Source organism: Nostoc sp. DSM 114160 (assembly GCF_053470305.1).
On record NZ_JBPFGO010000001.1, the window covers coordinates 2,086,258 to 2,113,242 of the forward strand.

Sequence of the window (26,985 nt, forward strand, 5' to 3'; positions counted from 1 at the left end):
ATTAATGACCATATGAGCGAATTACAATCATCTCTAAAAATTGCTATAGATTTAACTCCTCTACGACCTGGTGGTGAAAATGGAGGTGCTAAAGTTTTAGTATTGACACTACTCACACAATTTCAAAAGTTAGCTCCTCATCACTATTTCTTGCTCCTTACAGCTCCTTGGAATCATTTAGAACTAGCCCAATACGAGACTAAAAGGATGGAGCGACTATTAGTTCCTAATTTAATTAATGCACCTAAAAAACAGAAATGGGGGATTTTATCTAGACTGGGAGAAAAAGTATTTAATAAAATTAACTTGAAATTCAATAAGTTTATAGGCTCTAGCTCTCTACTGAAAAAAAATAATATTGATTTATTATTTTGCCCTTTTTCTGCACCAACATATGCCGAAAAAGATATTCCGCTAGTAGCTATTGCTTATGATTTACAGCATTTAGACTATCAATTTTTTTTTACTGCTCAAGAACAGCAACATCGAACAAAATTTATAGTTGAGCTTCTTAATAAGTCTCAAAAAATCATTTGCATTTCAGATTTTACACGCCAATCATTTATCAAGCATTTTAAAACGCCCCCCGATCAACTTGCTGTTGTACCGATTTCTATTCATGAACGCCTAGTTGAATTAAATGAAAGCACTGTTATAGAGCATCTCAGCAGTATAGGTTTAGCAGGACGACAATATGCATTTTATCCTGCTAACTATTGGCCACACAAAAACCATCGTATACTGTTAACAGCCTATGGAATATATAAAAAACAGTTTCCAAATTCATTTTTAGATTTAGTTTTTACAGGTGCATTAGAACATGAAGAAAATAACTTAAAGGAAGCAGTAGACCTTATGGGTTTGAGCGAAAATATCATATTTTTAGGATTTATAAATCAAGAGACATTAACAGCTGTTTGGCAAGGTTGTCAATGTTTAATTTTCCCTTCATTATATGAAGGATTTGGGATTCCAACTTTAGAGGCAATGAAATTTGGTAAGCCAGTATTATCTAGTAATGCTGCTAGCTTACCAGAAGTTGGAGGAGATGCTGTTATCTATTTCGATCCTCGAAAACCAGATGAGATAGCATCATGTTTGGCAAAGATTAGCGGTAATCAATTATTAGTTGAACAACTGGTCAAAAAAGGGTTTCAAAGATTAGAGCTATTTGATGGTAAGGAAATGGCTTGCCAATACTTAAGTATATTTGAAAAAGAGGCTTTAAATCAAAAGACATTAGTTCAAACCATGATTTCTGGCATTTATGATGATGGTTGGTCAGCACCTGAGTTTCATATTTCCATAGAGCCAGGTTTGTCAGGGCGAACTCTAGAGATTTTGTTTGAAACTCCTGAATTTTATCCAACCTCTAAAGCCACGATAAAATTACGCACTAAAAAGAGAAAAGCTTCTTACAATTGCCTTCGGGGCGAATCACAGAAAGTTATTTGGCCACTTTTGCCTACAGGTGAAGTGGTAACAGTGCAAATATCGCCTAGCTTTCAACCTAGTCAACTAAATCTGAACTCGGATCAACGTTGGCTTGGGTTAATGGTGCGCCATTGTCAAGTAAACTTAGTTGATGGGTAATCTAGTTCAATTTTAGCATTAGAGAGTGTGGTGTGAACTTAAAATTTAGCGTTATTACACCTTCTTTTGGTCAGGGTTGTTTTATAGAAAGAACTATACAGAGTGTGCTATCTCAACAATTGGCAGATGCAGAAATGGAGTATGTAATCTGTGATGGTGCTAGTACCGATGGGACTGTAGAAATCTTAAAAAATTATGATAAGTACATAAAGTGGGTTTCAGAACCTGATAAAGGACAAGCAGATGCCGTTAATAAAGGTATCGCTATGACCACAGGTGACATAATTGCTTGGATTAATTCTGATGATATTTACTATCCAGGAACTTTTAAAGCAATTAAAGAAATTTTTGAATCTTATCCCAATGTACAAGCTATATATGGTGATGCCGATCACATTGATGAACAAGACCGAGTTATTGAAGCTTATCCGACTGAGGATTGGAATTATCAACGTTTAATCGAAACTTGTTTTCTCTGCCAACCATCCGTATTTTTCCGCCGTAATTTAGTTAAAAAATATGGCAACTTGAATGATTCTCTCAAGTACTGTATGGACTATGAGTTGTGGCTTCGTTATGCGAAGAATACACCATTTTATTATATACCACGCAAGCTTTCTGGTTCTCGCTTATACAAGACTAATAAAACACTGGGTCAACGGATAGCTGTGCATTATGAAATAAATAATATGATGCATTCCAAATTTGGAAATGTACCAGATAAATGGATTTTTGCTTACGCACACGTAAAGATAGAAGAGACTTGGAAGTTAGACAGAACAAAACCTATTCAAAACATGATTTTTGTGAATGCAGTAATTTTTAATAGCCTGTGGTCATTTTATCATTGGAAAAAATCGATTTCAATCAATGCATCAGTCAAAATGATTTGGTGGTTAATTGCTGCCAATATATTTTTGATTAAAAATTTAGTTGTACTATTGAAAAGGTTATGAAAATCGGTTTTGATATTAGTCAAACTGGAAAATCCAAGGCAGGATGTGGATATTTTGCTGATAGTCTTATAAAACATCTAGTAAATTGCAACAACAATAATGAGTATTTGCTTTACTCAGCATTTGGAAATACTTTTTGGGACCCAGAGCATAGAATTAGCACGTGCCGCTTTAATAAAAGTAATTGTACTCATTTACTAGATAATTTTTCACATCATGAGTCTCTAGCTTTTTGGAGTAGTTCAGCAGCAATTGATGAAGAGAAATTAGGGAATCCAGATATTGTTCACGGGAATAACTTTTCATGTCCTCGTTTTAATTCTGCTCGGTTTGTTTATACTCTATACGATCTGAGTTTCCTCGATCATCCAGAATATACTTCTGAACAAAACCGATGGAATTGTTTTAATGGTGTTTTTAGTGCATCAATGCAAGCCGACTTAATTATTGCTATTTCTGAATATTCTAGACAACGATTTCTGGAAATATTTCCTCACTTTCCAATAGAAAGAACTCGTGTAGTCTATTTAGGAAGTCGTTTTCAGGATGGTGATGAAGAAAAATCGGTTACTGACCTCGAACCCGATCATTTTTGGCTTTCTGTAGGTACTTTAGAACCAAGGAAAAATTTACGCCGTACTTTGTTGGCGTATAAGAAATATATCGATATTTATAACGATCCTAAACCTTTGGTTTTAGCAGGAGGGCAAGGATGGTTAGAAGACGATCTTGAAAGTTTCATTGTTAGTATAGGCTTGACTAAGCATATTCGTAGACTAGGGTATGTGGATGATGATACACTAAACTGGCTATATAAAAATTGTTGGGCATTTGTTTATCCATCAATTTATGAAGGATTTGGATTGCCAGTTTTAGAGGCAATGAATCTTGGCGCAGCTGTTATAACTTCTAATACTACGAGTTTACCTGAAGTTGGCAAAGATGCAGTTTTATATGTAGATCCTACAAATGAAGCTGATATCGTGGCAGGATTTGCAAAACTTCAAGAGGACAAATTGCGTCAGGTGTTGAGGTTTAATAGTCCAAGACAAGCTAATAATTTTTCCTGGTCGAAAGCAGCAAAGCAAGTAACTCAAGCATATATAGATGTTTTAGAACTTCCTAAAAAAACTTCTGAAAAGGAGATTAAAAAACAATTTTTTATGAGCTAAAAATAGGAATTTGACTCTAGCGTAAAAACGCTTAAACTAAATTTATTGTTTATAAAAGCTCATTCTCATTAGATGATTTTTCACTATCGGCAGTAATACAACTTTGACAACTGTTGTGGTCTTACTTGAAATTACAAAAATATCATAAATAGAGTATTTACTGCTTAATTGTAAAATAAAGTTTGTGATTTGAACTAAATAGTTTGCCATCACATATACTGAATAACCTTTTAAATTTTATTTTTTTTAACAATAGGATTATAACTGTGACTAGAAAAGCTCTCATTACCGGCTTAACTGGACAAGATGGCTCTTATCTTGCTGAACTATTACTAAGCAAAGGCTATCAAGTCTTCGGCTTAGTCCGCCGCTCAAGTTCCAGTAATCTTGAGCGCGTCAATCATCTTTCTGGCGATATCCAAATTCTTTCTGGCGATCTTTTAGATCAGTCATCATTAATGGATGTGATTACGGAAGCTCAACCTGACGAAATTTATAATCTCGCCTCTCAAAGCTACGTTCCTCTCTCTTGGACACAACCTGCTCTTACTGCTGAATATACAGCTCTAGGTGTCTCCCGCCTTTTAGAATCTATTCGTCGCTGCAAACCAGATGCTAGATTCTATCAAGCATCTAGTAGTGAAGTTTTTGGTCAACCTGATGAATCGCCTCAAACTGAACGCACCGCCTTTCGTCCGCGCAACCCTTATGGTGTTGCTAAAGCATACGCTCACTGGATGACTGTCAACTATCGGCAGAAATACAACCTTTATAACTGTTGTGGTATTACTTATACTCACGAATCACCTCGACGTGGGACAGAATTTGTATTTCGCAAAATTACGCACGCAGCTGCTCAAATTAAATTAGGTTTAGCAAATGAACTAAAATTAGGCAACCTAGATGCCCGTCGTGATTGGTGCTACGCCAAAGATGCTGTTTATGCTATGTGGTTGATGTTGCAACAAGCACAACCTGATGACTATATCATCGCTAATGGTGAAACTCACTCTGTCAGAGAACTCGTTGAGTGTGCTTTTAACAGCGTTGGTCTAAACTGGCAAGATTATGTCTCAGTTGACCCTGCTTTTTATCGCTCTGATGAACCTGTGCAGTTAGTTGGTTCGATTAATAAAATTAAGACAAAGTTAGATTGGCAGCCTCAGCATTCTTTTGAGCAATTGGTTGAGTTAATGGTTGATTACGATCTAAAAAAATTGAGCAACGGCGGAGCTTAAATATTCTGATGCTAAAAGTTGTAGTTGATGCCACTCCAGTGGATTCAAAACCCAGTGGTGTTGGTTTTTATATTGCTAATTTAATATGCGCTCTTGATGTATTACAAAAAGAGGAAAATTTTCAGTTAGGAGTAGTCTATCAACCAGGATTAAAAAATTGGCTTCGGGGTAACTTAATTTTTCCTGAATGCTTTAAAAATTCTTCTCAACAGTATCTCTTGCCTTTACCTGTAAGAATCTCAAATTTATTATTAGCTTTAGCTTTTAAACCTAGTTTATCTTACTTGGAAAAATATTTTGGTTTTCCAGATATATTACATGGGACAAATTACTCAGTTTATCCCTGTCAAAATAGTTTAAAGGTAATGAATATATACGATCTGACTTTTATTAAATATCCTAACTATACAGATTCAGTCGTAAAAACATATACAAAAAGAGTAAAGCGATGTTTACAGTGGACAGATTTAGTTTTAACTATTTCAGAAAGCTCTAAAAAAGATATTATTGAATATTTGCAAGTAGACCCAGAAAAAGTCTATGTTACACCTTTAGCTAGTCGCTACTATCCTAATTACTTATCTGAGGAAGTTGCCCAAATTCTAGAAAAACAAACTAATTATGATTTTTGCAAGCCATATCTACTTTTTGTCAGCACAATAGAGCCAAGAAAAAATATTAATAATATAATTACAGCCTTTAACTTTTTAAAAGAAAAATACAAACTTGAACATCAATTAATATTGATTGGTAGGAAAGGATGGAATTACGAACCGATATTTGCAGCTATTGAAAATTCGCCTTGGGCAAACCAAATTCATCATCTTAATTACCTATCTAATGAATTAGTTGCATTATTTTACTCTAAAGCTGATGTCTTCGTTTATCCATCTCATTACGAAGGGTTTGGTTTGCCCGTATTGGAAGCAATGACTTTAGGTGTTCCTGTGATTAGTTCTAATACTTCTTCAATTCCAGAAGTTACAGGAGATGCTGCTATATTAGTTGACCCTAATAACCCTATCGAACTAGGGGAAGCAATACTGAAAGTAATTAGTGATTCTCAGTTCCGCCAAGAATTAATTAATAAAGGGAAAGCCAGAGCAAAATTATTTTCCTGGGAAAGAACGGCAAAAGAAACATTAAACGCTTATAGAACCATTATTTAATGAAAATAGTAGATAATACCTCTGCCAAACAATTAATTATTAACTTATCTATTCTCTTATCTCAACCAACAGGTATAGGCAACTATGCTCAAAACCTTTTTCCTTATTTAAAATCTTTGCAACCCACTCTATTAGTAGCGCAAAAATATCCCGATTTTGACTGCTATCCAATCCCGTCAAATTTAACCCCAGACCACGGTACAAAAGGTCATTTAAACCGCCTTATCTGGACGCAATTTCAACTACCACAAATATATAAAAACCTTAAATCGAGTCTTTTATTCTCTCCGCTCCCAGAAGCACCCCTTTATAGCAATTGTCGTTTTGTTGTCACATCTTTTGACATGATACCGTTGCGTTTTGCCAAACCATTCTCACCACTCACACCCTACCACCGCTACTACACTCCTCAAGTTCTTAAGCAAGCGCAACACATTATTTCTATCTCTCAGACTACGGCTAAAGACATCACCGATTTTTACGAAATTCCCGCCAGCAAAATTACTGTGATTCCTTTAGCGCACGATCGCACTCACTTCCTTCCTCTCAATCTACCTACTCGCAACTACTTTCTCTATATTGGCCGCCAAGACCCCTTACAAAAACATCCAGCGACTCATCAGTGCTTTTGCGGCGTTACCTAACTGCAAAGACTATGAACTATGGTTAGTAGGGCCAATTGATTCGCGTTACACCCCGACTTTAAAAGTGCAAGTTGCAGAATTGGGTGTAACTAATCAGGTAAAGTTCCTTGACTATGTTCCTTACAGCGAATTGCCAAAAATAATTAATCAAGCGATCGCTTTGGTTTTTCCTAGTCTTTGGGAGGGTTTTGGTTTACCTGTTCTCGAAGCAATGGCTTGTGGTACTCCCGTCATTACCTCCAATCTCTCCTCTTTACCAGAAGTGGCTGGCGATGCGGCGATTCTAGTCAATCCCTACAACACCGGAGAAATTACAGAGGCGATGCAGGCGATCGCTACTAATTCAGAATTGCGATCGCGCCTTTCTAGACAAGGTATTACTCACTCTCAACAATTCAGTTGGGAAAAAACAGCAAAAGCAACTGTCGAAGTGTTATCCCGTTACATATAAAAGATAAACTAACGTCAGAATTTAAATGCAATGATTTGGGATTTTGTCAAGTTTTCAGATTATCTTGACTAATGACTTGTAATTAATCCTAAATCCTGATGAAAGCAGTATGAAAGCACTAATTCTTTCTGGCGGTAAAGGCACACGGTTACGTCCCCTCACCTACAGCGGGGCAAAACAACTTGTACCAGTTGCTAACAAACCTGTTTTATGGTACGGCATTGAAGAAATGGTCGCGGCTGGTATTACTGATATTGGCATCATTATCAGTCCAGAAACCGGGGCAGAAGTCCAAGGGAAAACCGGAAATGGAGAATGCTTTGGAGCAAACATCACCTACATCATACAAAACCAACCACTGGGACTTGCTCACGCCGTCCAAGTCGCTCGTCCCTTTTTAGAAGATTCTCCCTTTGTCATGTACTTAGGCGATAACTTGATTCAACTAGGTGAGTTACGTTACTTTCTGCAACAATTTAGCCAACAACAGCCCGATGCTTTGATTCTCTTACGTTCAGTTGCTAACCCTAGCGCCTTTGGTGTGGCTCAGGTAGATGAAACCGGACGGGTATTACAATTAATTGAAAAACCCAAAGTTCCTCCTTCAAATCTGGCATTAGTAGGAGTTTATTTCTTTTCTCACCTAATTTATGATGCGATCGCCAATATCCAACCTTCCACCAGAGGCGAGTTGGAAATCACTGATGCTATTCAATACCTGATTAATCAGCAAAAGCAGGTTGTAGCCCACAATCTCCAAGGCTGGTGGTTAGATACTGGTAAAAAAGATGATTTATTAGAAGCTAATAGATTAATTCTCGATACTTATCTGACAGCATCAGTTGTGGGCGAAATCGATGCCCAAAGTCAGATTATTGGACGAGTCAAAATCGGGGTAAAATCTAAAGTAATTAACTGCACAATTCGGGGGCCAGTAGTCATTGGTAGCAATTGTCATTTAGAAAACTGCTTTATTGGCCCTTATAGTAGCATCGCTAACAATGTCACACTTATTGATACTGATTTAGAACACAGCGTTATTTTAGAAGGTGCTAAAATTGCCGGAATTCATCAGCGCATTATTGATAGTGTGATTGGACAAAGGGCACAATTGAATCTTGCACCCCGTCGCCCTAAAGCCTTGCGATTTATGATTGGCGATGATTGTCAAATTGAACTAACGTGATTTACTTATTCAAAACAAAAAACCACAGTCAAAATCTTAATTCTAATACCTGTAAAATACAAGTATTAAATTACTCTAAAAATTAAGACTGTGGCACATTACTTGTAATATTAATGAGCATTGTACATACCAAAATTCCCGAAGTTATCCAACTCGAACCCCAAGTATTTGGAGACGATCGCGGTTTCTTTTTTGAAGCTTACAACCACCAAAGATTTGCTCAACAGATAGGGATTGTTACGAACTTCGTCCAAGATAACCACTCTTGCTCAAAACAAAACGTTCTCCGGGGATTGCACTATCAAATCCAACAACCCCAAGGTAAACTCATTCGGGTTGTTTCTGGCACTATTTTTGATGTAGCCGTAGACATTAGAAAAAGTTCGCTTACCTTCGGTAAGTGGGTAGGTTATGAACTCAGTGCCAAAAACAAACGCTTACTGTGGATACCACCAGGTTTTGCTCACGGCTTTCTTGCACTTTCAGAACTAGCCGAAGTTCTCTACAAAACTACAGATTATTACTTGCCCCAAAGCGATCGCACAATTCTATGGAACGATCCAGATTTAGGCATAGATTGGCCCTTGAGTGGGCCACCGATTTTATCAGCTAAAGACCAAGCTGGTAAATCTTTCAGAACTGCTGAAGTATTTGATTAACGTAGTCATTGATCATTGGTCATTGGTCATTGGTCATTGGATTTTGTCAGATACCCAGCCTCTTGCTATACCCTAAGCTTACTTTTATAGTGTGCGGAAAAACTTTGTCTTTCATCGAACTAATTCAAACCAAGTTAAAAAGACGTGAGTTCGACGGCTCTAAAAACCCCATTTCCATTCCTCTCCCCCACTCTTCGAGAGGCTTTGAAACCCTAATTTTTTCGTTGTCAACTAAGAATATTTCTGCCCCTCTCCGCCTCGGAGAGGGGTTGGGGAGAGGTTTATCGAACTCACGTTAAAAAGTGGCGTGGCTTCTCTTGGACAAATGACAAATGACAAAATCAATTTTGCTGATTGGTAGCAATGGTCAAGTGGGTAAGGAACTACAACAAATACTCTCATCTAACAGCAATGTTATCTCAGTAGCACGCCCAACAGTAGACTTTACCCAACCTGATACCCTCCGCAACGTTATCACATCTAAGCAGCCGCAAATTATCATTAACGCTGCTGCTTATACTGCTGTAGACAAAGCTGAAAGTGAACCCGAACTTGCTATTGCTATTAATGCGATTGCACCCCTAATTCTTGCCCAAGAAAGCCAAAAATTAGGAGCTTTTCTAATTCATATTTCAACTGATTACGTTTTTGATGGCAATGGCTGTAGCCCTTACCAGGAAACTGATGCGACTAATCCCTTGAGTGTCTATGGTAAAACCAAACTCGCCGGAGAAGAAGCTATTCAAGAAACTTGCGCCCATCACCTCATTCTCCGCACAGCTTGGGTTTATGGAACCTTTGGCAAAAGTAACTTTGTTAAAACCATGCTGCGACTAGGTGCAGAACGCCAAGAACTCCGTGTTGTCGCCGATCAAATTGGTAGCCCAACTTGGGCGCAAGATATAGCCACTGTTATAGCCCAGACAATTCCTCAATTAACCCCAGAAATTAGTGGCATTTATCACTACACTAATAGCGGCGTTGCTAGCTGGTATGATTTTGCCGTTGCTATTTTTGAAGAAGCACAACAACTAGGCTTCCCTTTGAAAGTTGAACGTGTTGTCCCCATTACAACCGCCGAATATCCCACACCAGCCCGTCGCCCTGCTTATTCCGTCCTTGCTTGTGGAAAAATTTCCGCAATTCTAGAAACTTATCCTCCCCATTGGCGACAAAGACTCCGACAAATGCTTCAGAGTTTGAAAATTGGGCAATAGGGAATAAAGCATTGTTAAGTAAATTTCTTCCCTATTGCCTATTGCCTATTGCCTATTGCCTATTGCCTATTGCCTATCCTTTTTGACTTTTTAATACTCCCGTTTCATTTTGTATGGGCAAGACATCTAAAATATCAGTTTGGGAACAATATTTTAAATCTTCGTGACAGTCAAGACGCAACAATCGTTGGCCGTGACTAGCTTGGTGAAGTAATCCTAATAAGTTATCTTGCCATTGAGAGTAAAGAGCGATCGCACTAATTACTTCATCGTTACCAGCTAGTTCTTCTGGTGACAACTGGGTTTGTTGCAAAATACTATGAGCGATCGCACCCGCACAAACTGTATCCTCTAAGGAAAAACTACCTTCCCAACCGGAACCGACAATCCACACTGTCTCTGGTTGTTTATCTAAAAGAAATTGCACCACCGCCGCCCGGTTAATCAAGGCTGCTGCTAATACATTTGGGGAGTCTTGTACCCGTTGTAAAGCACGAGTGCCATTTGTAGTGCTGATAAACAAACGCCGCCCTTGTACTAATTCTGGTGTGCAGTCGAGGGGAGAGTTACCCAACTCAAAACCAGCTACTTTCGCACCGCCGCGTTCTCCAGCCCGCAGACGTTTTTCAGAGGGCCATTTTTCGCTAACTTCAATTAACCGATCTAAATCGCTGAATACTTGTACAGCTTCGCCTCCAGATGCCAAGACAGTCGCTATTGTGCTAGTAGCTCGCAAGACATCGACTGCGATCGCACATTCTGGCGCTTTATCCGTTGGAGTCAATTCAGGAGTGTGGTATACGAATAACTTCACGGGCTGGATACACCTGTTTTAATACTACTGCCGAAAATAACATTCTACCTAGTTGGTGTCACTAACTATAGTCACAATTATTCGCAAATAATTTTTTAGCATCAAATATGCACGATGTAACCTATTCAATACAAAAATACTCAAAAAGTCTATTTTTATGCTTTTAGACTTTCATATTTGCGGCACTATCCTGTAATCTAAAACAAGAACAGATTTCTAAAGCTGTATTTGGCATTCCAAGTTAGCACCACTACGCATCCTGACTAAACTTGCCAAATAGAAACTAAAATTTTTCCCTCCACTTTGCTCATCCCAAATCAAAAATCGCTATGGCACCTTTACCCGACTACCGCCCTAAACAACTATCTTTAGGCCCGTTGGAAGCGGAAATTTTAAATATTATCTGGGAGCTTGGTTCAGCCACAGTCAAAGATGTACACGATCGCATCCTCGCCGATCCCAACCGCGAATTAGCGTATACTTCTGTCACCACAGTTTTACGCCGCCTCACTGATAAAGGTTGGCTAGCCTGCGATAAAAAGGAGCGAGCATTCTATTGGCGGCCAATGCTGAGTAAGCAACAATCAGAAGTCATCAAAGCTCACGAGCAGTTACAGCGATTTCTAGCAGTGGGGAATCCCGATGTTGTTGCTGCCTTTGCTGATAGCTTAGATGAAGCAGCTAGCGAACAAATAGCAGCGATCGCTAAACGTATTCAATCTGCACGCCAAGCCAGGGAGGAACAATGATGCATCTGATAATGATTTTGAATGCTTTGGCAGTTGCCTGGTGGTTAAGATCCGCTTGGAATCAACGCCAAGGTAATTGGAGTCTGCGGTGGCAGCGATCGCTATTTTTGTTTCTCTTCCCGCCTTTGCTAATTTTCATGACTGCGATCGCTGTGCTGTTCATGGGGCCTCAAGGACAAATGGGCGGAATGTATACAGGCTCAATTAGTTATTTACTAGCATTAATTTATTTGGCATTTTTTGCCATTTCATGCATTAAACTTGCTTTCCAAGGTTGGCAGTCTGTAGAATCTGCCCGTAACTGCCCCTTAGTGAATGTTGGCGATAGACAAGCCAGACTGTTGCAAACAGGCGCGTTGTTTGCAGGTCAAATTGGTTTTTGGCAACCAGAACTAGTGGTTAGCCAAGGATTAGTGCAAACTCTCTCACCGGCTCATTTAGAAAGCGTCTTAGCCCATGAGCAAGGGCATCACTATTACAGGGATACGTTCTGGTTTTTCTGGCTGGGTTGGGTGCGTTCCTGCACAGCATGGCTGCCAAATACAGAGCCTTTGTGGGAAGAATTGTTAGCTTTGCGCGAACTCCGTGCTGACGGTTATGCAGCATTGCAGGTAGACCCTCTAGTGTTAGCAGAATCACTTTTATTGGTAGTTAGTAGCAGTCCCGTCTTATCGGAAATTTGCTGTGCTGCATTAGGTTCTTCTGGTGCAGATCGCTTAGAACAAAGAGTAGAAGCTCTATTAGCACCACCAGAACCAACCCCAGAAGCTCAATTGCAATCCTGGCATGGCTTTTTGTTGGCGTTTTTACCTCTACTTTCTGTGATATTTCATAGTTAAGTTGAATTTATAGCAGGGAACAGGCAACAGGCTTGCAAGTCTCTTGATATCGGCGTTTGACGATCAGTTTATGTTCTAAACTAGATTTCAACTGCTATAAAAAGCTACTACAGCCTAAAGCTGCAACGGTAGCGACATCTGTCGTGTCTGTAGCAACTTCCGCTTTGACGTTTCCGTGTTTTGCTCAAGCTGTAGCAAATTCTGCTTTGACGTTTCCGTGTTTTGCTCAAGCTGTAGCAACTTCCGCTTTGACGTTTCCGTGTTTTGCGCAAGCTGTAGCAACTTCCGCTTTAACGTTCCCGTGTTTTGTGCAAGCTGTAGCAACTTCCGCTTTAACGTTCCCGTGTTTTGTGCAGGCTGTAGCAACTTACGTCATGTCTGTAGCGATGTCGGTTGCCACATCACGATGAAAATTTTGAATATAGCGGTTCCCAATTGCATGGAATACAGACCTAACCCCCAGCCCCTTCCCTTCAAGGGAAGGGGAGTAAGATTCAAAGCCTCTCTCCTAAAAGGAGAGAGGAATGGAAGTGAGGTCAAAACTTTACTGCACCCAAGCGAGAACCACTATAGGGTTGTTATATTACTCTTCTTCTAGCAACTGTTCTATATACTTTTGCACCAAAGGCACTTGAAAGGCATTGCCTTCTGGAGTCAAAATCTCTTTTCGCGTTAGTTTGCGGATAACGCCTTTATCTTGCTGCGTGGGAGTTTCCCCGTAGATTATCCGGCGCAGGAGAGAGCGATCGCTCTCTGCTAAACTCTTCCATAATTCCCGAAAATACTGAACGCCTCTGGCAAGCACTTGAGGAATAATCTGTTCGACATTTTGGGCAGTGGCTTTTACTGTATCTGCATTTCCCTGGTTTTTTCTAATATTGCCGTTTAGCGACTCCACCAACTCGTAACATACCAACTGAACAAGAAAAGGCTGACAGCGAGTCAGTTAAATAATTGCATCTACAGCAGTTGGTTCATATATATTGGTGAAGTTCTCCACTGGATGTAAAATCAAATCGCGGGCTTCTGACTCTTGCAGGTAGGTCATTCGCAAAGCACGGGTGTTAATTAAATAGTCACTCCAGTAATCGTCAAGTTCAGATAACTCGTGTGAACCACTAAAAAGTAAAATCCAGTTCTGGTGGTGTTGCAGCAGGTTACGAATAAAGTTGAGTGGCGCACGGCTGCTTGTTGCTTTCACTACTTCATCCAGGCGTTCATATTCATCCAAACAGAGGAGAAATCGCTGACCACGGTTGTTTCGTTCTATTTCTGCTAACCAAGTTTGCAGCGCGGGAAATGGATCTTCAGCTAGTTTATTGGCATCTGGATTAGGCAAGAATACTTTGCGGGGTAATCGCCGTGCAGCTTCGATAATTTGTTGAGCTAAATTTTCAGCCAATCCTTTTAACGTTATGGCTGATGCTGCACCCTGTAAATCTACCAGCAAAGGTACAATATCTGAGCCAATTCTATAAGGTAGATATTTCAGCGCTGAAGTTTTCCCTGTCCTCCGCCCACCATAAAGTAACAACACTGGCGGTTGCTCAGAAAGTGCCAAAGTTTCAATTTCTCGAAATATATCAATTCGCCCTTTGAAACGATTCTTTGCTGTTTCCGGGTCTAGGGAGTTACCAGCAATATAAACTTGTCGAATTTCTTGCGATCGCTGTGCCTGTTCCTCTAAAGTGCGCTGCGCCGTTTCTAGTATAGTTAGCCAGCTTTGTGCAGTATTTCCAAAAGAGATAGCAACGCGAGCATCTTTTGTCAAAGCTAGACTTTGCCCCAGTTGGCGTAATGCGTTGATGGGAATATTTAGTAACTCATATTTACGATAAAGTGAAGTTGCTTCCTTTGATGCTCGTACATCCTGGCTGATTTCCAAAAATTGGGGCAGTACAATGCCAAGTTCCTTTGGTGGTGGTGAAGGAATCCACGCTAGTTGGTTGGCAATCTCCTCAATATCGCTCAACGTCTGACAACGATTGAGAATATCTCCAGCAATACCAGAAATTGCCTGTGCTGCAACTTTTTGCTGATTGGTGGATGTAATTAGATAATTAATAGTCTCACGGGCAGCAACGGAGTTATTTCTATAAGCCTCTACAATCATCACATCCATGAAAGGTAGAGGCAAAATAATCAATTCATCAAAGCGAGGGGGCAGATATCGCAAACAATTTACCTGCTTTCCATTGGGAGACAACAAGAACAGGGTGAGTATCCATAGTAATTCTGGCAACCAGAAGTAAACCCGCAACACCCCCAAAATCCACGCTCCGCCGAATATGCCCAATGCTGCGCTGAACGCCAGGCCGAACGTCATGCCCAACGCTGCGCCTAGCGACATGCCAAACGCTAGGCCTCCCACTACGCCTGCTTCCACGCCTACCACCACACCTACCGCCATGCCGAACACGCTTACCACGACGAATACCACACTGAATACCACACCTATCGCCACGCCGAACACGCCTACCACGCCTACCCCCACACTAAATACCACACCAAACGCCATGCCTACCGCCACGCCTCCCGCCATACCGAACACCACGCTGATTCCCACGCCTACCCCCACACCGAACACCACGCTGATTCCCACCCCGGATGCCTGGTCTGATAAAAATAGAGCTGCAAGAATGGTAAGAAAAATAGTAACGATAGCAACAAGAAAAATAACTAGCCCATTTTTATTACCACCAAAGTCTATAAACCTTCCTATAAACCAGCCCATCAAAAAAATACAGCTTAAAAACTCAAATGACTTACCACTAACTAAAGTGAAAAATAGTGCCAACAGTAACACGGCAAAGATTATTGGAGCTATGGCAGTTAGCCACGAAACTTGCCCAGCATAGTGACGCAGGCGGGGGTTAGTGCCAAACTCATCTCGTTTATCAAAGGGGTTATCTGTCGGCTTCAGTTGTGGATGAATATCGCGCAGCCAGCGTTCAAAAGTAAAAGGTTTGAAGTAAATCCAATACAAGAGGCGCACACATTCAGCCACATAAGTCCAAAAGCCTGATGTTGGGGACTTATTACTCATTGCTACTTTATCCCCAGCTTGTCACGCACAAAATCCCAAACTTCATTCCAGTGCAGCACACCCACCAAAACCAAAACGAGCAAAAGCAAGATTACCATCCCGATAATCCAGTTGCTCACATCATCAACAGCCCCACCAATGAACTTGGCTATTCTACCCAGGCGCACTGGTAAATCCCAAACTAACCAATGCAGCCATAATTGCCATCCCTGTCCCTTTGCTTTAGATTTAGGATCTGCAAGCTGTTGGTCAAACTGCTGTTTCGCCCACTTGATTGCCTTGCCTTGTTGACGTGCTTCCCACAAATAGTAACCAGCCAATTGCAACTTGTAAGGATGATGATCGCCCCATTGCTGGGCATGATTCTGTTCATCTACACTCAAAGCAGCACCATTTGTAGAGCGAGTTGGTAAGCGCGACAGTTCAATAGCCTCATCTGTAGTTAGTTCATTCAAAGAAATCGTGTGACCAATATTGAAAAACCTAGAGACAAGCCGATGCTCGTTAGCATAAACATCCAGTAGTTTACGGGAAGTTACCACTAGCATCAAGGCATTGCTATCCATGAGCGATCGCAAATTGTCATAAAATCCATTATCGAATTTATCGGGATGTTTCAAAAGGCTTTCAAAATCATCCAGACAGAGGACGGGTAGCTTTCCTTGCTGTTTTCATTGCTTAACCGCATCTGAAAATGCTTGACGATTAAGCGGTTTAGTCTTCCAACAATTTTGCAGACTGCGTTGTTGCCATCTCTGAACGTGACTCAGTAAACCTTCAGCTACAGCCTCATAAAAACCCGTTTCAGTTTGGCAATCTACACCCCGTAACGGTAAGTAAATAACCACATAACGATTGGTCTTGTGTAATACTCGCTGCTCCCAAGTCCGAACGAAATAATACAGCAACGAAGATTTACCAATGTGCTTCTCACCAACTATATTTATACTTGTAGGCTGATCGCCCTTCATCCGAGATGCGATCGCGTGTAATTCATCTTTACGACCGACAAACACTCTGGGATCTTCAATTATCCCCGCAGCCACAAAAGGATTAGAAGGCAGCGCTCCAGAAGTCATGTAAAGCGTTATCCTAGTTTCAGCAATTTAAGTGCAATCACTTAAAAGAATAACACTAGCCCCATAATCTCTTTGCAAATCGCAAAGACGCGATAAATCACCATCTCTACCAAAGACCGATTTGTAGAGACGGCGATTCATCGCGTCTCCTGCCTTAAACATGGTATTTGAGAAAAATATTTTGGCAAATGGGCCAATGTTTACTGCTACAAGTGCAGAACAAACCCTTGATGCGATCGCAGTCTTTGTTGAAACTCCAGCACTTGTTTAGGACAAGCACCAAAAGACCCATGATTCAGAAACGTCACAGCCTAGTCAAGCGACCACAAGTCTCTGATGGATAATCTAGAATCCAAAATTTAAAATCTAAAATTGATAAACTCCCCAGGCTGGATTCGAACCAGCGACCAATCGATTAACAGTCGATCGCTCTACCACTGAGCTACTGAGGATCGCTCACGATTTATAATATTAGGGCTAAAAATAAGATTTGGCAAGTACTTTCGCCAATATTTTTTTTAGATAGTTAATTTATAGAAACTTTGCAGCCAAAATCTATTCAGGAACTTAAGCAGAGACTCTTAGATACTAAATATCTATTACAATCCCATTCGTAATTCAGCCAGACGCTGCCGCGCTTTAGCATCAATGGCATTAGCTAAAAACCGACTCTTAGATTGTTTGCGCGTATGATACTTTTGTCGCATCCGGCAGACAGTGGCTTCCACTTCCCCACAGAGTTGTTGTGCTGACAACCATTCAGCCCCATATCCTTGTATCATCAACTGCTGTGCCCGATCTGATGTAGCAACAATCACGCGAGAAATCAAAGATTGCGCTATTTGGTGGCGAAAAGAAGCGCAGGATTTCTCAATATAAGTATCTGCGGTTTGCCCAAAATCAGTGTAATAAACAGATAAAAGCTCAGTAATAATTTCTTTATTACTAGAGGTGTTTTGATATTGGGCATCAAAAACTATCTGAGTTGTGTAACCTTGAAACGCACTATAACCAGTCATTGCTTCCACAAGTTCGCCCCGTGCTGCCTCTAATCCAACGCTATCACGCGTTTTTTTAAGGCAAGGCCAAGCGCCTATTATATTGTAGCCGTCCACTAACAAAACGGCTTGGAGTAAGGAACGGGGCATGGTTTTTAATCACAATTTTCTAGAGTTAACAAAATTCATTCATAAGTTTTATAATAATTGATGCATAGTCTGTAACACTATGTTACACAGAATAAAAAATACGGCAGCCTCACAAAACTCAAACTTCAGATAGACGCACCAACTTAAAACGCGCCTTTATTTAAAAGGCGCGTTACAGTTCTTGTTAGTAGTATTTAGGAGTACTGAATGCAATGAATTTGACTCAGCACTCAGCACTCAGCACTCAGCACTCAGCACTCAGCACTCAGCACTCAGCACTCAGTACTCAGCACTCAGTACTCAGTACTCAGTACTTAATTAAGAGGCTTCGCTGTGTACCTCCATCAGACGTTGTTTGAGGCGTTGGGCTTCACCACTATCAACCAGAGAACCTTTTTCTAACAAGAAAGCGCCATCACAGTAATTTAGCTCATCTAATCGATGTGTCACCCAAAGGGCTGTAATACCTCGACTTTTGACAAGGCGGCGGACACCAGCAACTAAATCCAATTGGCTATCTGGATCTAGTAAAGCAGTGGGTTCATCTAATAATAAGACTTCACAGCGACGGGCGATCGCACCTGCGATCGCGACTCGCTGTTTTTGTCCCCCAGAAAGTGCATAAATAGGGCGTCGTTGCAACGTAAGCAAATTCACTGCCCCAAGCGCCTCCTCAACTCTTGCTCTGGTAGCAGCAGGTGGCAACTTTTCTTCCACCAATCCAAAAGCCACATCAGCACCAACAGTTGGCATCACCAGTTGATGATCTGGATTTTGGAAGACAAAGCCAACGGGTTGCAAAACCCGAATTTCGCCAGATTCAGGAGCTAACAACCCCGCTAGCAGTCTCAGTAAAGTAGATTTTCCGCTGCCATTTGTACCCAAGAGCATCCAAAACTCACCCTTGGGTACTTCTAAAGAGCAAGATTTGATAACTTTCTCTCCATTTGGCCAACTGAAATTTAAATCTTTGACCTCAATGCCCACTTGAGCCATTTGTCAACCTTGGTTACTCAGCAGCTACAGCGAAAAAGCCAGGTGGTCTGCCGCCACCAGGGGTTGTACCATCTTTCTGAACAATCTGCACCCCAGAAATTTCACTAGCGCGGACAGCAATTTTTTTCTCTGTCTTGCCCTCGCACTTGAGTTCTACAATGTCAGGGTTCCCAGAACGGATTGCTGCCAAAATTAGCTGATAGACAGCCTCAGCATCCTCTGCTGACTTACGTTGTACTGAGATTGGGAAAGCAGTATTTCTGATGCTTAAATCGATGGTAAACATTTAGCAATAATCAAATTTAACTGTGGACTCATTTTAGCGTCAGCTGAGTGATTCTAGGGAAATGAGGATTGGGCATGGGGCATTGGGCGTTAAGAGTGCTGAGTGCTGAGTTAGGAGTTAGGAGTTTTGTTTAACCCCTTGTCCCCTTGTCCCCTTATCTCCCTCATCTCTCAGTTCTTCTGCTCCCCTGCCTCCCCTGCTCCCCTGCTCCCCTGCTCCTCTGCTCCTGATTCCCTATTCCCTACTCCTTATTTATCACCTCATCTAAATCAAAAAATAAATTTTATGAGAAAACCCCTAGAAAAATTAGCAATTTACACCTAATATAATTAAAGGTGTGTAAAAAATTGTAAACTAGGTTAACAACCCGGTAAATTTTCTGCTTGTAGAAGGCTTTATTTATAGCCGTCTATAATACAGATACAACCTGTACTTATAAAATTTGGAGATTTGCTCTAATGACCATCGCAGTTGGACGCGCCCCCAGTAGAGGGTGGTTTGACGTTCTCGACGACTGGCTCAAGCGCGATCGCTTCGTATTCGTAGGTTGGTCAGGGATACTATTATTCCCCTGCGCCTTCCTAGCACTAGGCGGTTGGCTGACCGGCACCACCTTCGTCACCTCTTGGTACACCCACGGATTAGCCTCCTCCTACTTAGAAGGCTGTAACTTCCTAACAGTGGCAGTATCCACCCCCGCCGACAGCATGGGACATTCCCTATTGCTGTTGTGGGGACCAGAAGCTCAAGGCGACCTCACCCGTTGGTTCCAATTGGGTGGGTTGTGGCCGTTCGTTGCCCTACACGGAGCCTTCGGTTTGATTGGCTTCATGTTACGGCAATTTGAAATTGCTCGTCTAGTAGGTATCCGCCCTTACAACGCTCTGGCATTCTCTGCTCCGATTGCGGTATTCGTCAGCGTATTCCTGATGTACCCCTTGGGACAATCAAGCTGGTTCTTTGCACCCAGCTTTGGCGTCGCGGCTATCTTCCGGTTCCTGTTATTCCTGCAAGGGTTCCACAACTGGACACTCAACCCCTTCCACATGATGGGTGTTGCGGGTGTATTGGGTGGTGCGCTACTGTGCGCGATTCACGGTGCCACAGTCGAAAATACCTTGTTTGAAGATGGTGATGGTGCTAACACCTTCCGCGCCTTCAATCCCACCCAGTCGGAAGAAACCTACTCAATGGTGACGGCAAACCGTTTCTGGTCACAGATTTTCGGGATTGCTTTCTCCAACAAACGCTGGTTGCACTTCTTTATGTTGTTCGTGCCAGTCACAGGCTTGTGGATGAGTGCCGTCGGCATTGTCGGTTTAGCACTCAACCTGCGGGCTTATGATTTCGTCTCCCAAGAATTGCGGGCGGCGGAAGACCCGGAGTTTGAAACCTTCTATACCAAAAACATTTTGCTCAACGAGGGTATCCGCGCTTGGATGGCTCCTCAAGATCAACCCCACGAACAATTTGTATTCCCTGAAGAAGTTCTACCTCGCGGTAACGCTCTCTAAGAATTCAAATTTGACCATGACTTGAATTAGGGTTGTGGTTGGCGAAAATTGACACACCCACATAAAATAATCTCCCTGTAATCAGCCAATAAAGTGTCATTTTTCACTATCTGAAGTAATCTCCCATCTAAAAGGTGGGAGATTTTTTATATATTGGTTAATATCTCTAAATTTATGTGTTATGTTAGATGAAGGTTAAGAACCCAGAGTAAATCCTCTGCCCTTTTGAAACTAAGACCGCTTAGGCAACAAGGAGGTGATGCCCATGATAGAAAGTAGTAAATGCATGGGTCATCAGGTTGCAGTTAGCCGGCTGCGCGCCGGGGCTGTTCTCTAAAAGTTAGCCTTAGTTATCTTTGAGATACTAAGTTAGCTCAATTAGCTAGGCAAGCTCGGAGTTCCTTCCGGCAGTCTGGTTGCAACCTGAAGACCCCGCTAGACCGCTCTGACTTAGATCATCCGATCTAAATCAGGGCGGATAGTTTTTTATAAATGATTTTTGTTTTATCAATGCTTACTTTTAAAAGAGAGATAGCGATGGCTGCCACGAACAAAGCCAACCTATCTAAGTTATCTTAAAAAGCATAATTATCTTGCGTTAAACCTTGGAGTTTGACCAAATATGAGAAATAGCGTCTATCTGCCAAGTCTGATTTAAATCTAGACATATACATTGTGGCTGAATTTATCCTCCCATGCTTTCTGTGTGGAGAATAAAAGGGGTTTGCCTTTGTCAGATGCAAAATGTAATAAATAAATATATTAACTATAGAAGTAGCAGTTTCTTGATATGGCACAACTACTCACCGAAGCGGAAATTCAAGAACAGGCAAAGGTTCTGTCAGATTGGACTATTCAAGATTCCAAGTTGCAAATTACCCGCACATTCAAAGATTTTATTGAAGCAATTGAGTTTGTCAATAAGCTGGTTGAACCGGCTGAGTCAGCCGGACATCATCCAGATATAGAGATTTCCTATAATAAAGTGAAGATTACACTTACAACATATGATGCAGGCGGATTGACGCAGCCAGATTTTGATGTAGCACGGGTGATTTCCCAGATTGAGTAAGTGATTTCTTTGAAAATCTCTTGCACCAAATTATAGGAACTCACTACGATATAGGGTTTATATCCCCGAGCCAATGTCTTCTAACTGGCGTGAGATTTATACTAGGGTTAAGTGAAAGAAGCGATTTTTGATGGCAAACCTAAGTGTCTAAAGCCTCAGTAATTTAGCCTGTGTAGAGAGCGAATGACCCAAACTCTACTCCCAGCTTAGATATATAGATAAGTATGTGTGACAGTTATTAAGGCGATCGCTCCAATATTGCCATCTAGATCGGATGTTTTATAATGTTATGATATAAAGATATGTTTTTGCATAAGTTAATCACATCAGTTTTTAACCCAAAGTTAATCGTTTATTAGCTTTGCAAAAACTAGAATTGTAGTAGAGACAACTATGCCTCATCCATAGGTTTCAATGAGATGTCGCATTTTCGAGACTTAGGTGTAAGGAAACCAATATCTAAACAAGGTGTGAGGAGTAAAGGAAAAATGTCTAATCTCTTATGGAAATCCTTAGTGGTTAGCCCAGCAGTTTTGGGAGCAACATTGTTAGTTTCGGCAACAGCAATGGCGGCCCCAAGCACAACCACTGAAGTATCACCAGCCAAACAACTAGGTGTAACTCAAGTTGCCCAACAGCCAGAAATACTGGCTCAAACAACCATAGATCAAGTTAATCGCTACAGCAACGAAGGCAACCAAGGTAATTCTCAGTCTCAAGTAACATCGGTTTCTCAATTTTCCGATGTACAACCTACTGACTGGGCATTCCAAGCATTGCAGTCCTTGGTTGAGCGCTATGGTTGTATTGCAGGTTATCCGAATTCGACATATCGCGGTAATCGTGCTTTGACCCGTTATGAATTTGCCGCTGGTTTGAATGCCTGTTTGGATCGGGTTAACGAATTGATTGCCACAGCAACAGCGGACTTGGTAACTAAACAAGATTTAGCTACCTTACAACGGTTACAAGAAGAATTTTCCGCAGAATTGGCAACCCTACGCGGTCGCGTAGATTCCTTAGAAGCGCGGACTGCTGAATTAGAAGCTAATCAGTTCTCCACAACCACAAAACTGGTTGGTGAAGCTGTTTTTGCCGTCAGTGATGCATTTGGTGGTAACACTGGTGACGCTAACAATACCGTCTTTCAAGATAGAGTACGTTTAGACTTACAAACTAGCTTCACTGGTAGAGACGTTTTACACACACGCCTAGCAGCGGGTAATTCAAATCCCTTTTCAATAGTGGATAACGCTGGTGGTGTTATCAATACTGCTGAAGGTACACAAACATATCAAGTTGGTATAGGCAATGGTAACAACAGTGTTAGAATAGACCGCTTGACTTATGAAGCTCCCATAGGCCCAGCCCAAGTTTACCTCGCAGCTAGTGGCGGACGGCATAGCCAGTATGCTGCTGTCAACAATCCTTACTTTTTTGACAACACTGACGATGGTGGTAACGGCGCTTTATCTACCTTTGCTTCTGAAAGTCCCATCTATCGAATTGGTGGCGGTGCTGGTATAGCACTCAATGTACCCCTTGGTAAAGGTGGCGGTATCCTAGGAAATAGCTCAATCACTGCGGGTTACTTGGCATCCCAAGCTAATAATCCTGGTCTTAGTACAGGTCTGACCAACGGTGATTATGCAGCTCTTGGACAGTTGAACTTTAGTGTTGGCGATCGCTTGGCTTTAGCTGCTACCTACGTCCACGGATATAGTGCCAGTGGTGCTTTATTCGACTCTGGTACAGACGGAGTAACTGGAGCTTTTGATGTAGGTACTGGACAAGCTAACTTTTTAGGTAATGCAGCGGGTATAACCCGATCTAGCAGCAACTCCTACGGTGTGTCGGCTGCGTTTAGACCTAGCGACAAACTGTCCGTTAGTGGATTCGTCTCTTACCATGATGTTACAGGTGCAGGTGCAGGTGATGATTATCAAGCTTGGAGCTACGGTTTAGGGGTAGCCTTACCTGATTTCGGTAAAAAAGGTAACGTTTTAGGTATTTTTGCTGGTGCAGAACCCTATTCCTTTAACCGCCCAGGTTTTGGTGGCAACAATGATGTACCCTACCACTTTGAAGGCTTCTACAAGTATCGTGTATCGGATAACATCTCTGTAACCCCTGGTGTAATCTGGTTGACCTCTCCTGGTCAAAACAGCGCTAACGATGATGCTATTATCGGTACGCTCAGAACTACTTTCACCTTCTAGAGTGTTGATTATCTGCTGACAAATTTGAACTCTATTTATCCCCGCCATTAGGCGGGGTTTTTTGTTTTCGGTAATAATAATGGATAAACCCCAGTAGTTAACCGGAGTATACTAGAAAAGTTAGGAGTTGTGAGTTAAAAGTTATGGCGGGTTTTATATGAATTTGACAGTTATCGTTTAGATGTAATACATGCTGTGCCCTTACGAGTAGTCTGTATTCCATACAATTGAGAATGCATAATATCTCAACACTGGCAATTTTAGATTTTGAATTTTGGATTTTAGATTTAAGGAAAAATCTAAAGTCCAAATTGAATGACTCCTAACTCCTAACTTCTAACTTCTAATTTTTACCCCTAACTTATTGCTGCTTGTGGAACTATCCTGTAAATCAGAATACGCAATTCTCGCCTTATTAGAGATGGCCGCTCATTACGAAAGCGGCGAACCGCTGCAAATTCGACAAATTGCAGCACAACAAAACATACCCGATCGCTATTTGGAACAGCTACTAGCAACCTTGAGGCGTGGCGGTATAGTTAAAAGTCAACGTGGGTCAAAAGGAGGCTATCTGTTAACGCGAGAACCCCGAAAAATCATCCTTTTTGAAATTTTGGAATGTTTAGAAGGCTTAGAGGCGCGGGCTGGTGAAGAAAACGTTAATTCCAAAAGCATAGACAGTTCAGTTATAGAAGAAATTTGGCAAGAAGCAAGTCGCGCGGCAAATTCCGTCTTCCAAAAATACACGCTCCAGGATCTTTGTGAAAAACGAGATTCGCGGCGGCAATTAGATATCATGTACTACATTTAGTCAAGAGTCATTTGTCATTAGTCACTTGTACTGAGCGAAGTCGTTGGCGTGGTCACTGAGCGTAGTCGAAGTGCAGCCTCTCGTAGAGAAGTATTTGTCATTTGTTGATGATTAATGACCAATAACAAATAATTAATAATTAAGGATTAATTTATGCGAATAGCTCGTAACATTACAGAACTTGTCGGTCGTACACCCCTAGTCCAGTTGAACCACATTCCTCAAACAGAAGGATGTGTTGCAGAAATTGTGGTGAAACTGGAAAGTATGAACCCATCGGCATCAGTTAAAGACCGGATTGGGGTAAGCATGATTAACGCTGCCCAAGAGGAGGGGCTAATTACTCCTGGGAAGACAGTATTGGTAGAACCTACTTCTGGAAACACTGGTATTGCCCTAGCAATGGCAGCAGCAGCAAAGGGTTATCGATTAATTTTGACAATGCCAGAGACGATGAGTGGAGAGCGTCGGGCAATGTTGCGAGCTTATGGAGCAGAACTCGAACTAACACCAGGAATGGAAGGCATGAGTGGGGCAATTCAACGAGCGCAGCAAATAGTTAATACTACACCAAATACCTATATGTTGCAGCAGTTCCGCAATCCAGCCAATGCAAAAGTGCATCGGGAAACTACGGCGCTTGAAATCTGGGAAGATACCGATGGACAAGTTGATATCATTGTGGCGGGAGTGGGTACAGGTGGTACGATCACTGGTGTAGCAGAAGTGATTAAAGCACGCAAGCCTAATTCCAAGGCGATCGCAGTTGAACCAGCCAATAGCCCAGTTTTATCTGGAGGACGACCAGGCCCTCACAAAATTCAGGGAATAGGTGCTGGGTTTATTCCCCAAGTACTCAAGATAAAATTAATTGATGAAGTTATTACCGTCACCGATGAAGATGCGATCGCTTATAGTCGGCGTTTGGCAAAAGAAGAAGGGCTACTATCTGGTATTTCCAGTGGGGCAGCTTTATGTGCAGCAATTCGCGTTGCCCAACGTCAAGAAAATCAGGGACGTTTAATTGTGATGATTCAGCCTAGCTTTGGTGAGAGGTATTTGAGTACACCGTTGTTCCAAGACCTGGAGGCAAGGTTAGCCACTAGCGTCAGTTAACGATACATTGAATTAATGGTCAATTCTAAGCACGTTTCTAACCATTACGAAACTCTCAAAGTTAGTCCAAGTGCTAGCCTTGCGGAGATTAAGCAAGCTTATCGCCGCTTGGTTAAGTTGTTTCATCCTGACAGTAATCAGGAAACAGCCGATCGCGAGCAAATTATCCGCATCAATGCAGCTTATGAGGTCTTAGGCGACAACCAAAATCGCCGCAATTATGACCAAGAACTGCAAGATGACTCCCAAAAATTAAATAGCGATCGCCAACAGCGTACAGCATCAGCCCAACAGCATTACCAGACCACACGAAAAACCGGACGTGATGTTGACGAGCAAGTTGAAGAATGGCTACGCCAAGTTTACCAACCAGTAAATCGCTTGCTTTGTACCATTCTTTATTCCTTAGAAGAACAAATGGATCAATTAGCTGCCGATCCCTTTGATGATGAGTTGTTAGATGAATTTCAGGAATACTTAAAAACCTGTCGAGATGACCTCAAGCAGGCACAAACTACTTTTCGCTCCCTGCCAAATCCCCCTAGTCTCGCAAGAACGGCGGCTCACCTTTACTACAGCCTCGATCAAGTAGCAGATGGACTCGATGAATTAGGTTATTTTCCTTTGAACTACGATGAGCGTTATTTACACACAGGTCATGAACTATTCCGCATAGCTTCGAGATTGCACTGTGAAGCACAAGCTTCTGTTACATAATCATTGGTCATTGGTCATTGGTACATACCCCGTCTCTTGTGATAACCTAAGCTTACTTTTATGGTGGGCGGAAAAACTTTATCTTTCATCGAATTAATTCAAACCACTTTAAAGAGTGGGCGTGGCTTCTCTTGGACAAATGACAAATACAACTCTTAGAGAGGCTGCACTTCGACTACGCTCAGTGACCACGCCAACGACTTCGCTCAGTACAAGTGACAAATGACAAATGACACATAACTTAGGAATTAGTTTATGCTGGAAGCAGAAAAAGATTAAGAAATTTTAAATTCT

General features: G+C 41.5%; 25 protein-coding genes, 1 tRNA gene and 1 pseudogene. 18 read left to right on the forward strand and 9 right to left on the reverse strand.

Annotated features, from left to right (window positions below; translation table 11 throughout):
- Positions 1–12 precede the first annotated feature (12 nt).
- From NSTCB13_RS09440 to rfbD, 9 genes and pseudogenes are all read left to right on the forward strand, one after another.
- Positions 13–1,593, forward strand: coding sequence for a glycosyltransferase family 4 protein (locus NSTCB13_RS09440; protein ID WP_448272109.1), 1,581 nt, complete (start codon positions 13–15; stop codon positions 1,591–1,593).
- Positions 1,594–1,625: 32 nt separating this feature from the next.
- The gene (locus NSTCB13_RS09445) at positions 1,626–2,549 is read left to right on the forward strand and encodes a glycosyltransferase family 2 protein (RefSeq protein ID WP_448269458.1); all 924 of its coding nucleotides are present in this window, start codon (positions 1,626–1,628) and stop codon (positions 2,547–2,549) included.
- On the forward strand, positions 2,546–3,721 hold the full coding sequence (locus tag NSTCB13_RS09450; RefSeq protein ID WP_448269459.1) for a glycosyltransferase family 4 protein: 1,176 nt from the start codon (positions 2,546–2,548) through the stop codon (positions 3,719–3,721). The genes NSTCB13_RS09445 and NSTCB13_RS09450 overlap by 4 nt, the downstream gene beginning before the upstream one ends.
- A gap of 266 nt (positions 3,722–3,987) precedes the next feature.
- A complete protein-coding gene (locus NSTCB13_RS09455) occupies positions 3,988–4,959 on the forward strand; it encodes a GDP-mannose 4,6-dehydratase (RefSeq protein ID WP_448272110.1) in 972 nt (323 codons plus the stop codon).
- Between the two features lie 8 nt (positions 4,960–4,967).
- A complete protein-coding gene (locus NSTCB13_RS09460; RefSeq protein ID WP_448272111.1) occupies positions 4,968–6,128 on the forward strand; it encodes a glycosyltransferase family 4 protein in 1,161 nt (386 codons plus the stop codon).
- A pseudogene (locus NSTCB13_RS09465) lies at positions 6,128–7,223 on the forward strand (glycosyltransferase family 4 protein). Before NSTCB13_RS09460 ends, NSTCB13_RS09465 begins: the two are co-directional and overlap by 1 nt.
- Positions 7,224–7,332: 109 nt before the next feature.
- Positions 7,333–8,409, forward strand: coding sequence for a glucose-1-phosphate thymidylyltransferase (locus tag NSTCB13_RS09470; RefSeq protein WP_445629343.1), 1,077 nt, complete (start codon positions 7,333–7,335; stop codon positions 8,407–8,409).
- A gap of 113 nt (positions 8,410–8,522) precedes the next feature.
- Positions 8,523–9,068 carry a dTDP-4-dehydrorhamnose 3,5-epimerase gene (rfbC, locus tag NSTCB13_RS09475; protein WP_448272112.1) on the forward strand — a complete coding sequence of 182 codons (546 nt, stop codon included), beginning with the start codon at positions 8,523–8,525 and terminating at the stop codon, positions 9,066–9,068.
- Between the two features lie 332 nt (positions 9,069–9,400).
- Positions 9,401–10,285, forward strand: coding sequence for a dTDP-4-dehydrorhamnose reductase (gene rfbD / locus NSTCB13_RS09480; RefSeq protein ID WP_445629345.1), 885 nt, complete (start codon positions 9,401–9,403; stop codon positions 10,283–10,285).
- A gap of 73 nt (positions 10,286–10,358) precedes the next feature.
- Here the strand turns inward: rfbD and NSTCB13_RS09485 are convergent, their stop codons facing one another.
- Positions 10,359–11,099, reverse strand: coding sequence for a 2-phosphosulfolactate phosphatase family protein (locus NSTCB13_RS09485; RefSeq protein WP_448272113.1), 741 nt, complete (start codon positions 11,097–11,099; stop codon positions 10,359–10,361).
- Positions 11,100–11,428: 329 nt separating this feature from the next.
- Here NSTCB13_RS09485 and NSTCB13_RS09490 point away from each other — a divergent pair, with 329 nt between their 5' ends.
- From NSTCB13_RS09490 to NSTCB13_RS09500, 3 genes are read left to right on the forward strand one after another with little or no spacing between them, the layout of a single operon-like run.
- On the forward strand, positions 11,429–11,848 hold the full coding sequence (locus tag NSTCB13_RS09490; protein WP_292721488.1) for a BlaI/MecI/CopY family transcriptional regulator: 420 nt from the start codon (positions 11,429–11,431) through the stop codon (positions 11,846–11,848).
- The gene (locus NSTCB13_RS09495; protein WP_448273164.1) at positions 11,848–12,687 is read left to right on the forward strand and encodes a M56 family metallopeptidase; all 840 of its coding nucleotides are present in this window, start codon (positions 11,848–11,850) and stop codon (positions 12,685–12,687) included. The genes NSTCB13_RS09490 and NSTCB13_RS09495 overlap by 1 nt, the downstream gene beginning before the upstream one ends.
- A 56-nt stretch (positions 12,688–12,743) precedes the next feature.
- Positions 12,744–13,097 (forward strand): hypothetical protein, encoded by a 354-nt coding sequence (locus NSTCB13_RS09500; protein ID WP_448272114.1) that lies wholly within the window; start codon positions 12,744–12,746, stop codon positions 13,095–13,097.
- A gap of 173 nt (positions 13,098–13,270) precedes the next feature.
- Here NSTCB13_RS09500 and NSTCB13_RS09505 read toward each other — a convergent pair whose 3' ends face one another.
- The 8 genes from NSTCB13_RS09505 to NSTCB13_RS09540 all read right to left on the reverse strand — a co-directional run bounded on the left by NSTCB13_RS09505 (position 13,271) and on the right by NSTCB13_RS09540 (position 19,242).
- Positions 13,271–13,588 carry a hypothetical protein gene (locus NSTCB13_RS09505; RefSeq protein ID WP_448272116.1) on the reverse strand — a complete coding sequence of 106 codons (318 nt, stop codon included), beginning with the start codon at positions 13,586–13,588 and terminating at the stop codon, positions 13,271–13,273.
- Between the two features lie 45 nt (positions 13,589–13,633).
- Complete coding sequence (locus NSTCB13_RS09510; RefSeq protein ID WP_448272117.1) at positions 13,634–15,733, reverse strand: AAA family ATPase; 2,100 nt, start codon at positions 15,731–15,733, stop codon at positions 13,634–13,636.
- A 2-nt stretch (positions 15,734–15,735) separates the two neighbouring features.
- Positions 15,736–16,353 carry a hypothetical protein gene (locus tag NSTCB13_RS09515; protein WP_448272118.1) on the reverse strand — a complete coding sequence of 206 codons (618 nt, stop codon included), beginning with the start codon at positions 16,351–16,353 and terminating at the stop codon, positions 15,736–15,738.
- A 51-nt stretch (positions 16,354–16,404) separates the two neighbouring features.
- On the reverse strand, positions 16,405–16,812 hold the full coding sequence (locus NSTCB13_RS09520; RefSeq protein ID WP_448272119.1) for a hypothetical protein: 408 nt from the start codon (positions 16,810–16,812) through the stop codon (positions 16,405–16,407).
- Positions 16,813–17,192: 380 nt separating this feature from the next.
- Positions 17,193–17,264, reverse strand: a tRNA-Asn gene (locus NSTCB13_RS09525).
- Positions 17,265–17,411: 147 nt separating this feature from the next.
- Positions 17,412–17,960: an NYN domain-containing protein gene (locus tag NSTCB13_RS09530; protein WP_445629349.1), complete on the reverse strand. Its 549-nt coding sequence runs from the start codon at positions 17,958–17,960 to the stop codon at positions 17,412–17,414.
- Positions 17,961–18,278: 318 nt separating this feature from the next.
- Entirely contained in the window at positions 18,279–18,956 is a 678-nt protein-coding gene (locus NSTCB13_RS09535; protein WP_289798692.1) for an ABC transporter ATP-binding protein, read from the reverse strand.
- A 13-nt stretch (positions 18,957–18,969) separates the two neighbouring features.
- Entirely contained in the window at positions 18,970–19,242 is a 273-nt protein-coding gene (locus NSTCB13_RS09540; protein WP_012410874.1) for a hypothetical protein, read from the reverse strand.
- A 458-nt stretch (positions 19,243–19,700) separates the two neighbouring features.
- Here NSTCB13_RS09540 and psbD point away from each other — a divergent pair, with 458 nt between their 5' ends.
- The 6 genes from psbD (at position 19,701) to NSTCB13_RS09570 (ending at position 26,691) form a co-directional block, all read left to right on the forward strand.
- Positions 19,701–20,756: a photosystem II D2 protein (photosystem q(a) protein) gene (psbD, locus tag NSTCB13_RS09545; protein ID WP_322694081.1), complete on the forward strand. Its 1,056-nt coding sequence runs from the start codon at positions 19,701–19,703 to the stop codon at positions 20,754–20,756.
- Between the two features lie 790 nt (positions 20,757–21,546).
- A complete protein-coding gene (locus NSTCB13_RS09550; RefSeq protein WP_445629350.1) occupies positions 21,547–21,828 on the forward strand; it encodes a 4a-hydroxytetrahydrobiopterin dehydratase in 282 nt (93 codons plus the stop codon).
- Positions 21,829–22,316: 488 nt separating this feature from the next.
- Complete coding sequence (locus NSTCB13_RS09555; protein ID WP_445629351.1) at positions 22,317–24,047, forward strand: iron uptake porin; 1,731 nt, start codon at positions 22,317–22,319, stop codon at positions 24,045–24,047.
- A gap of 373 nt (positions 24,048–24,420) precedes the next feature.
- Entirely contained in the window at positions 24,421–24,858 is a 438-nt protein-coding gene (locus tag NSTCB13_RS09560) for an RrF2 family transcriptional regulator (RefSeq protein ID WP_448272120.1), read from the forward strand.
- Positions 24,859–25,011: 153 nt separating this feature from the next.
- Positions 25,012–25,974, forward strand: coding sequence for a cysteine synthase A (cysK, locus tag NSTCB13_RS09565; protein ID WP_445629353.1), 963 nt, complete (start codon positions 25,012–25,014; stop codon positions 25,972–25,974).
- Positions 25,975–25,989: 15 nt separating this feature from the next.
- A complete protein-coding gene (locus NSTCB13_RS09570) occupies positions 25,990–26,691 on the forward strand; it encodes a J domain-containing protein (protein ID WP_448269479.1) in 702 nt (233 codons plus the stop codon).
- Positions 26,692–26,985 lie beyond the last annotated feature (294 nt).

Bases quoted from the DNA above. Each gene is read 5' to 3' on its own strand.
- NSTCB13_RS09440 (WP_448272109.1), top strand. From the start codon at position 13: ATGAGCGAATTACAATCATCTCTAAAAATTGCTATAGATTTAACTCCT.
- NSTCB13_RS09450 (WP_448269459.1), top strand. From the start codon at position 2,546: ATGAAAATCGGTTTTGATATTAGTCAAACTGGAAAATCCAAGGCAGGA.
- NSTCB13_RS09460 (WP_448272111.1), top strand. From the start codon at position 4,968: ATGCTAAAAGTTGTAGTTGATGCCACTCCAGTGGATTCAAAACCCAGT.
- NSTCB13_RS09470 (WP_445629343.1), top strand. From the start codon at position 7,333: ATGAAAGCACTAATTCTTTCTGGCGGTAAAGGCACACGGTTACGTCCC.
- rfbC (WP_448272112.1), top strand. From the start codon at position 8,523: ATGAGCATTGTACATACCAAAATTCCCGAAGTTATCCAACTCGAACCC.
- rfbD (WP_445629345.1), top strand. From the start codon at position 9,401: ATGACAAAATCAATTTTGCTGATTGGTAGCAATGGTCAAGTGGGTAAG.
- NSTCB13_RS09490 (WP_292721488.1), top strand. From the start codon at position 11,429: ATGGCACCTTTACCCGACTACCGCCCTAAACAACTATCTTTAGGCCCG.
- NSTCB13_RS09495 (WP_448273164.1), top strand. From the start codon at position 11,848: ATGCATCTGATAATGATTTTGAATGCTTTGGCAGTTGCCTGGTGGTTA.
- NSTCB13_RS09510 (WP_448272117.1), bottom strand. From the start codon at position 15,733: ATGAGTAATAAGTCCCCAACATCAGGCTTTTGGACTTATGTGGCTGAA.
- NSTCB13_RS09520 (WP_448272119.1), bottom strand. From the start codon at position 16,812: ATGACTTCTGGAGCGCTGCCTTCTAATCCTTTTGTGGCTGCGGGGATA.
- NSTCB13_RS09530 (WP_445629349.1), bottom strand. From the start codon at position 17,960: ATGCCCCGTTCCTTACTCCAAGCCGTTTTGTTAGTGGACGGCTACAAT.
- NSTCB13_RS09535 (WP_289798692.1), bottom strand. From the start codon at position 18,956: ATGGCTCAAGTGGGCATTGAGGTCAAAGATTTAAATTTCAGTTGGCCA.
- NSTCB13_RS09540 (WP_012410874.1), bottom strand. From the start codon at position 19,242: ATGTTTACCATCGATTTAAGCATCAGAAATACTGCTTTCCCAATCTCA.
- psbD (WP_322694081.1), top strand. From the start codon at position 19,701: ATGACCATCGCAGTTGGACGCGCCCCCAGTAGAGGGTGGTTTGACGTT.
- NSTCB13_RS09550 (WP_445629350.1), top strand. From the start codon at position 21,547: ATGGCACAACTACTCACCGAAGCGGAAATTCAAGAACAGGCAAAGGTT.
- NSTCB13_RS09555 (WP_445629351.1), top strand. From the start codon at position 22,317: ATGTCTAATCTCTTATGGAAATCCTTAGTGGTTAGCCCAGCAGTTTTG.
- cysK (WP_445629353.1), top strand. From the start codon at position 25,012: ATGCGAATAGCTCGTAACATTACAGAACTTGTCGGTCGTACACCCCTA.
- NSTCB13_RS09570 (WP_448269479.1), top strand. From the start codon at position 25,990: ATGGTCAATTCTAAGCACGTTTCTAACCATTACGAAACTCTCAAAGTT.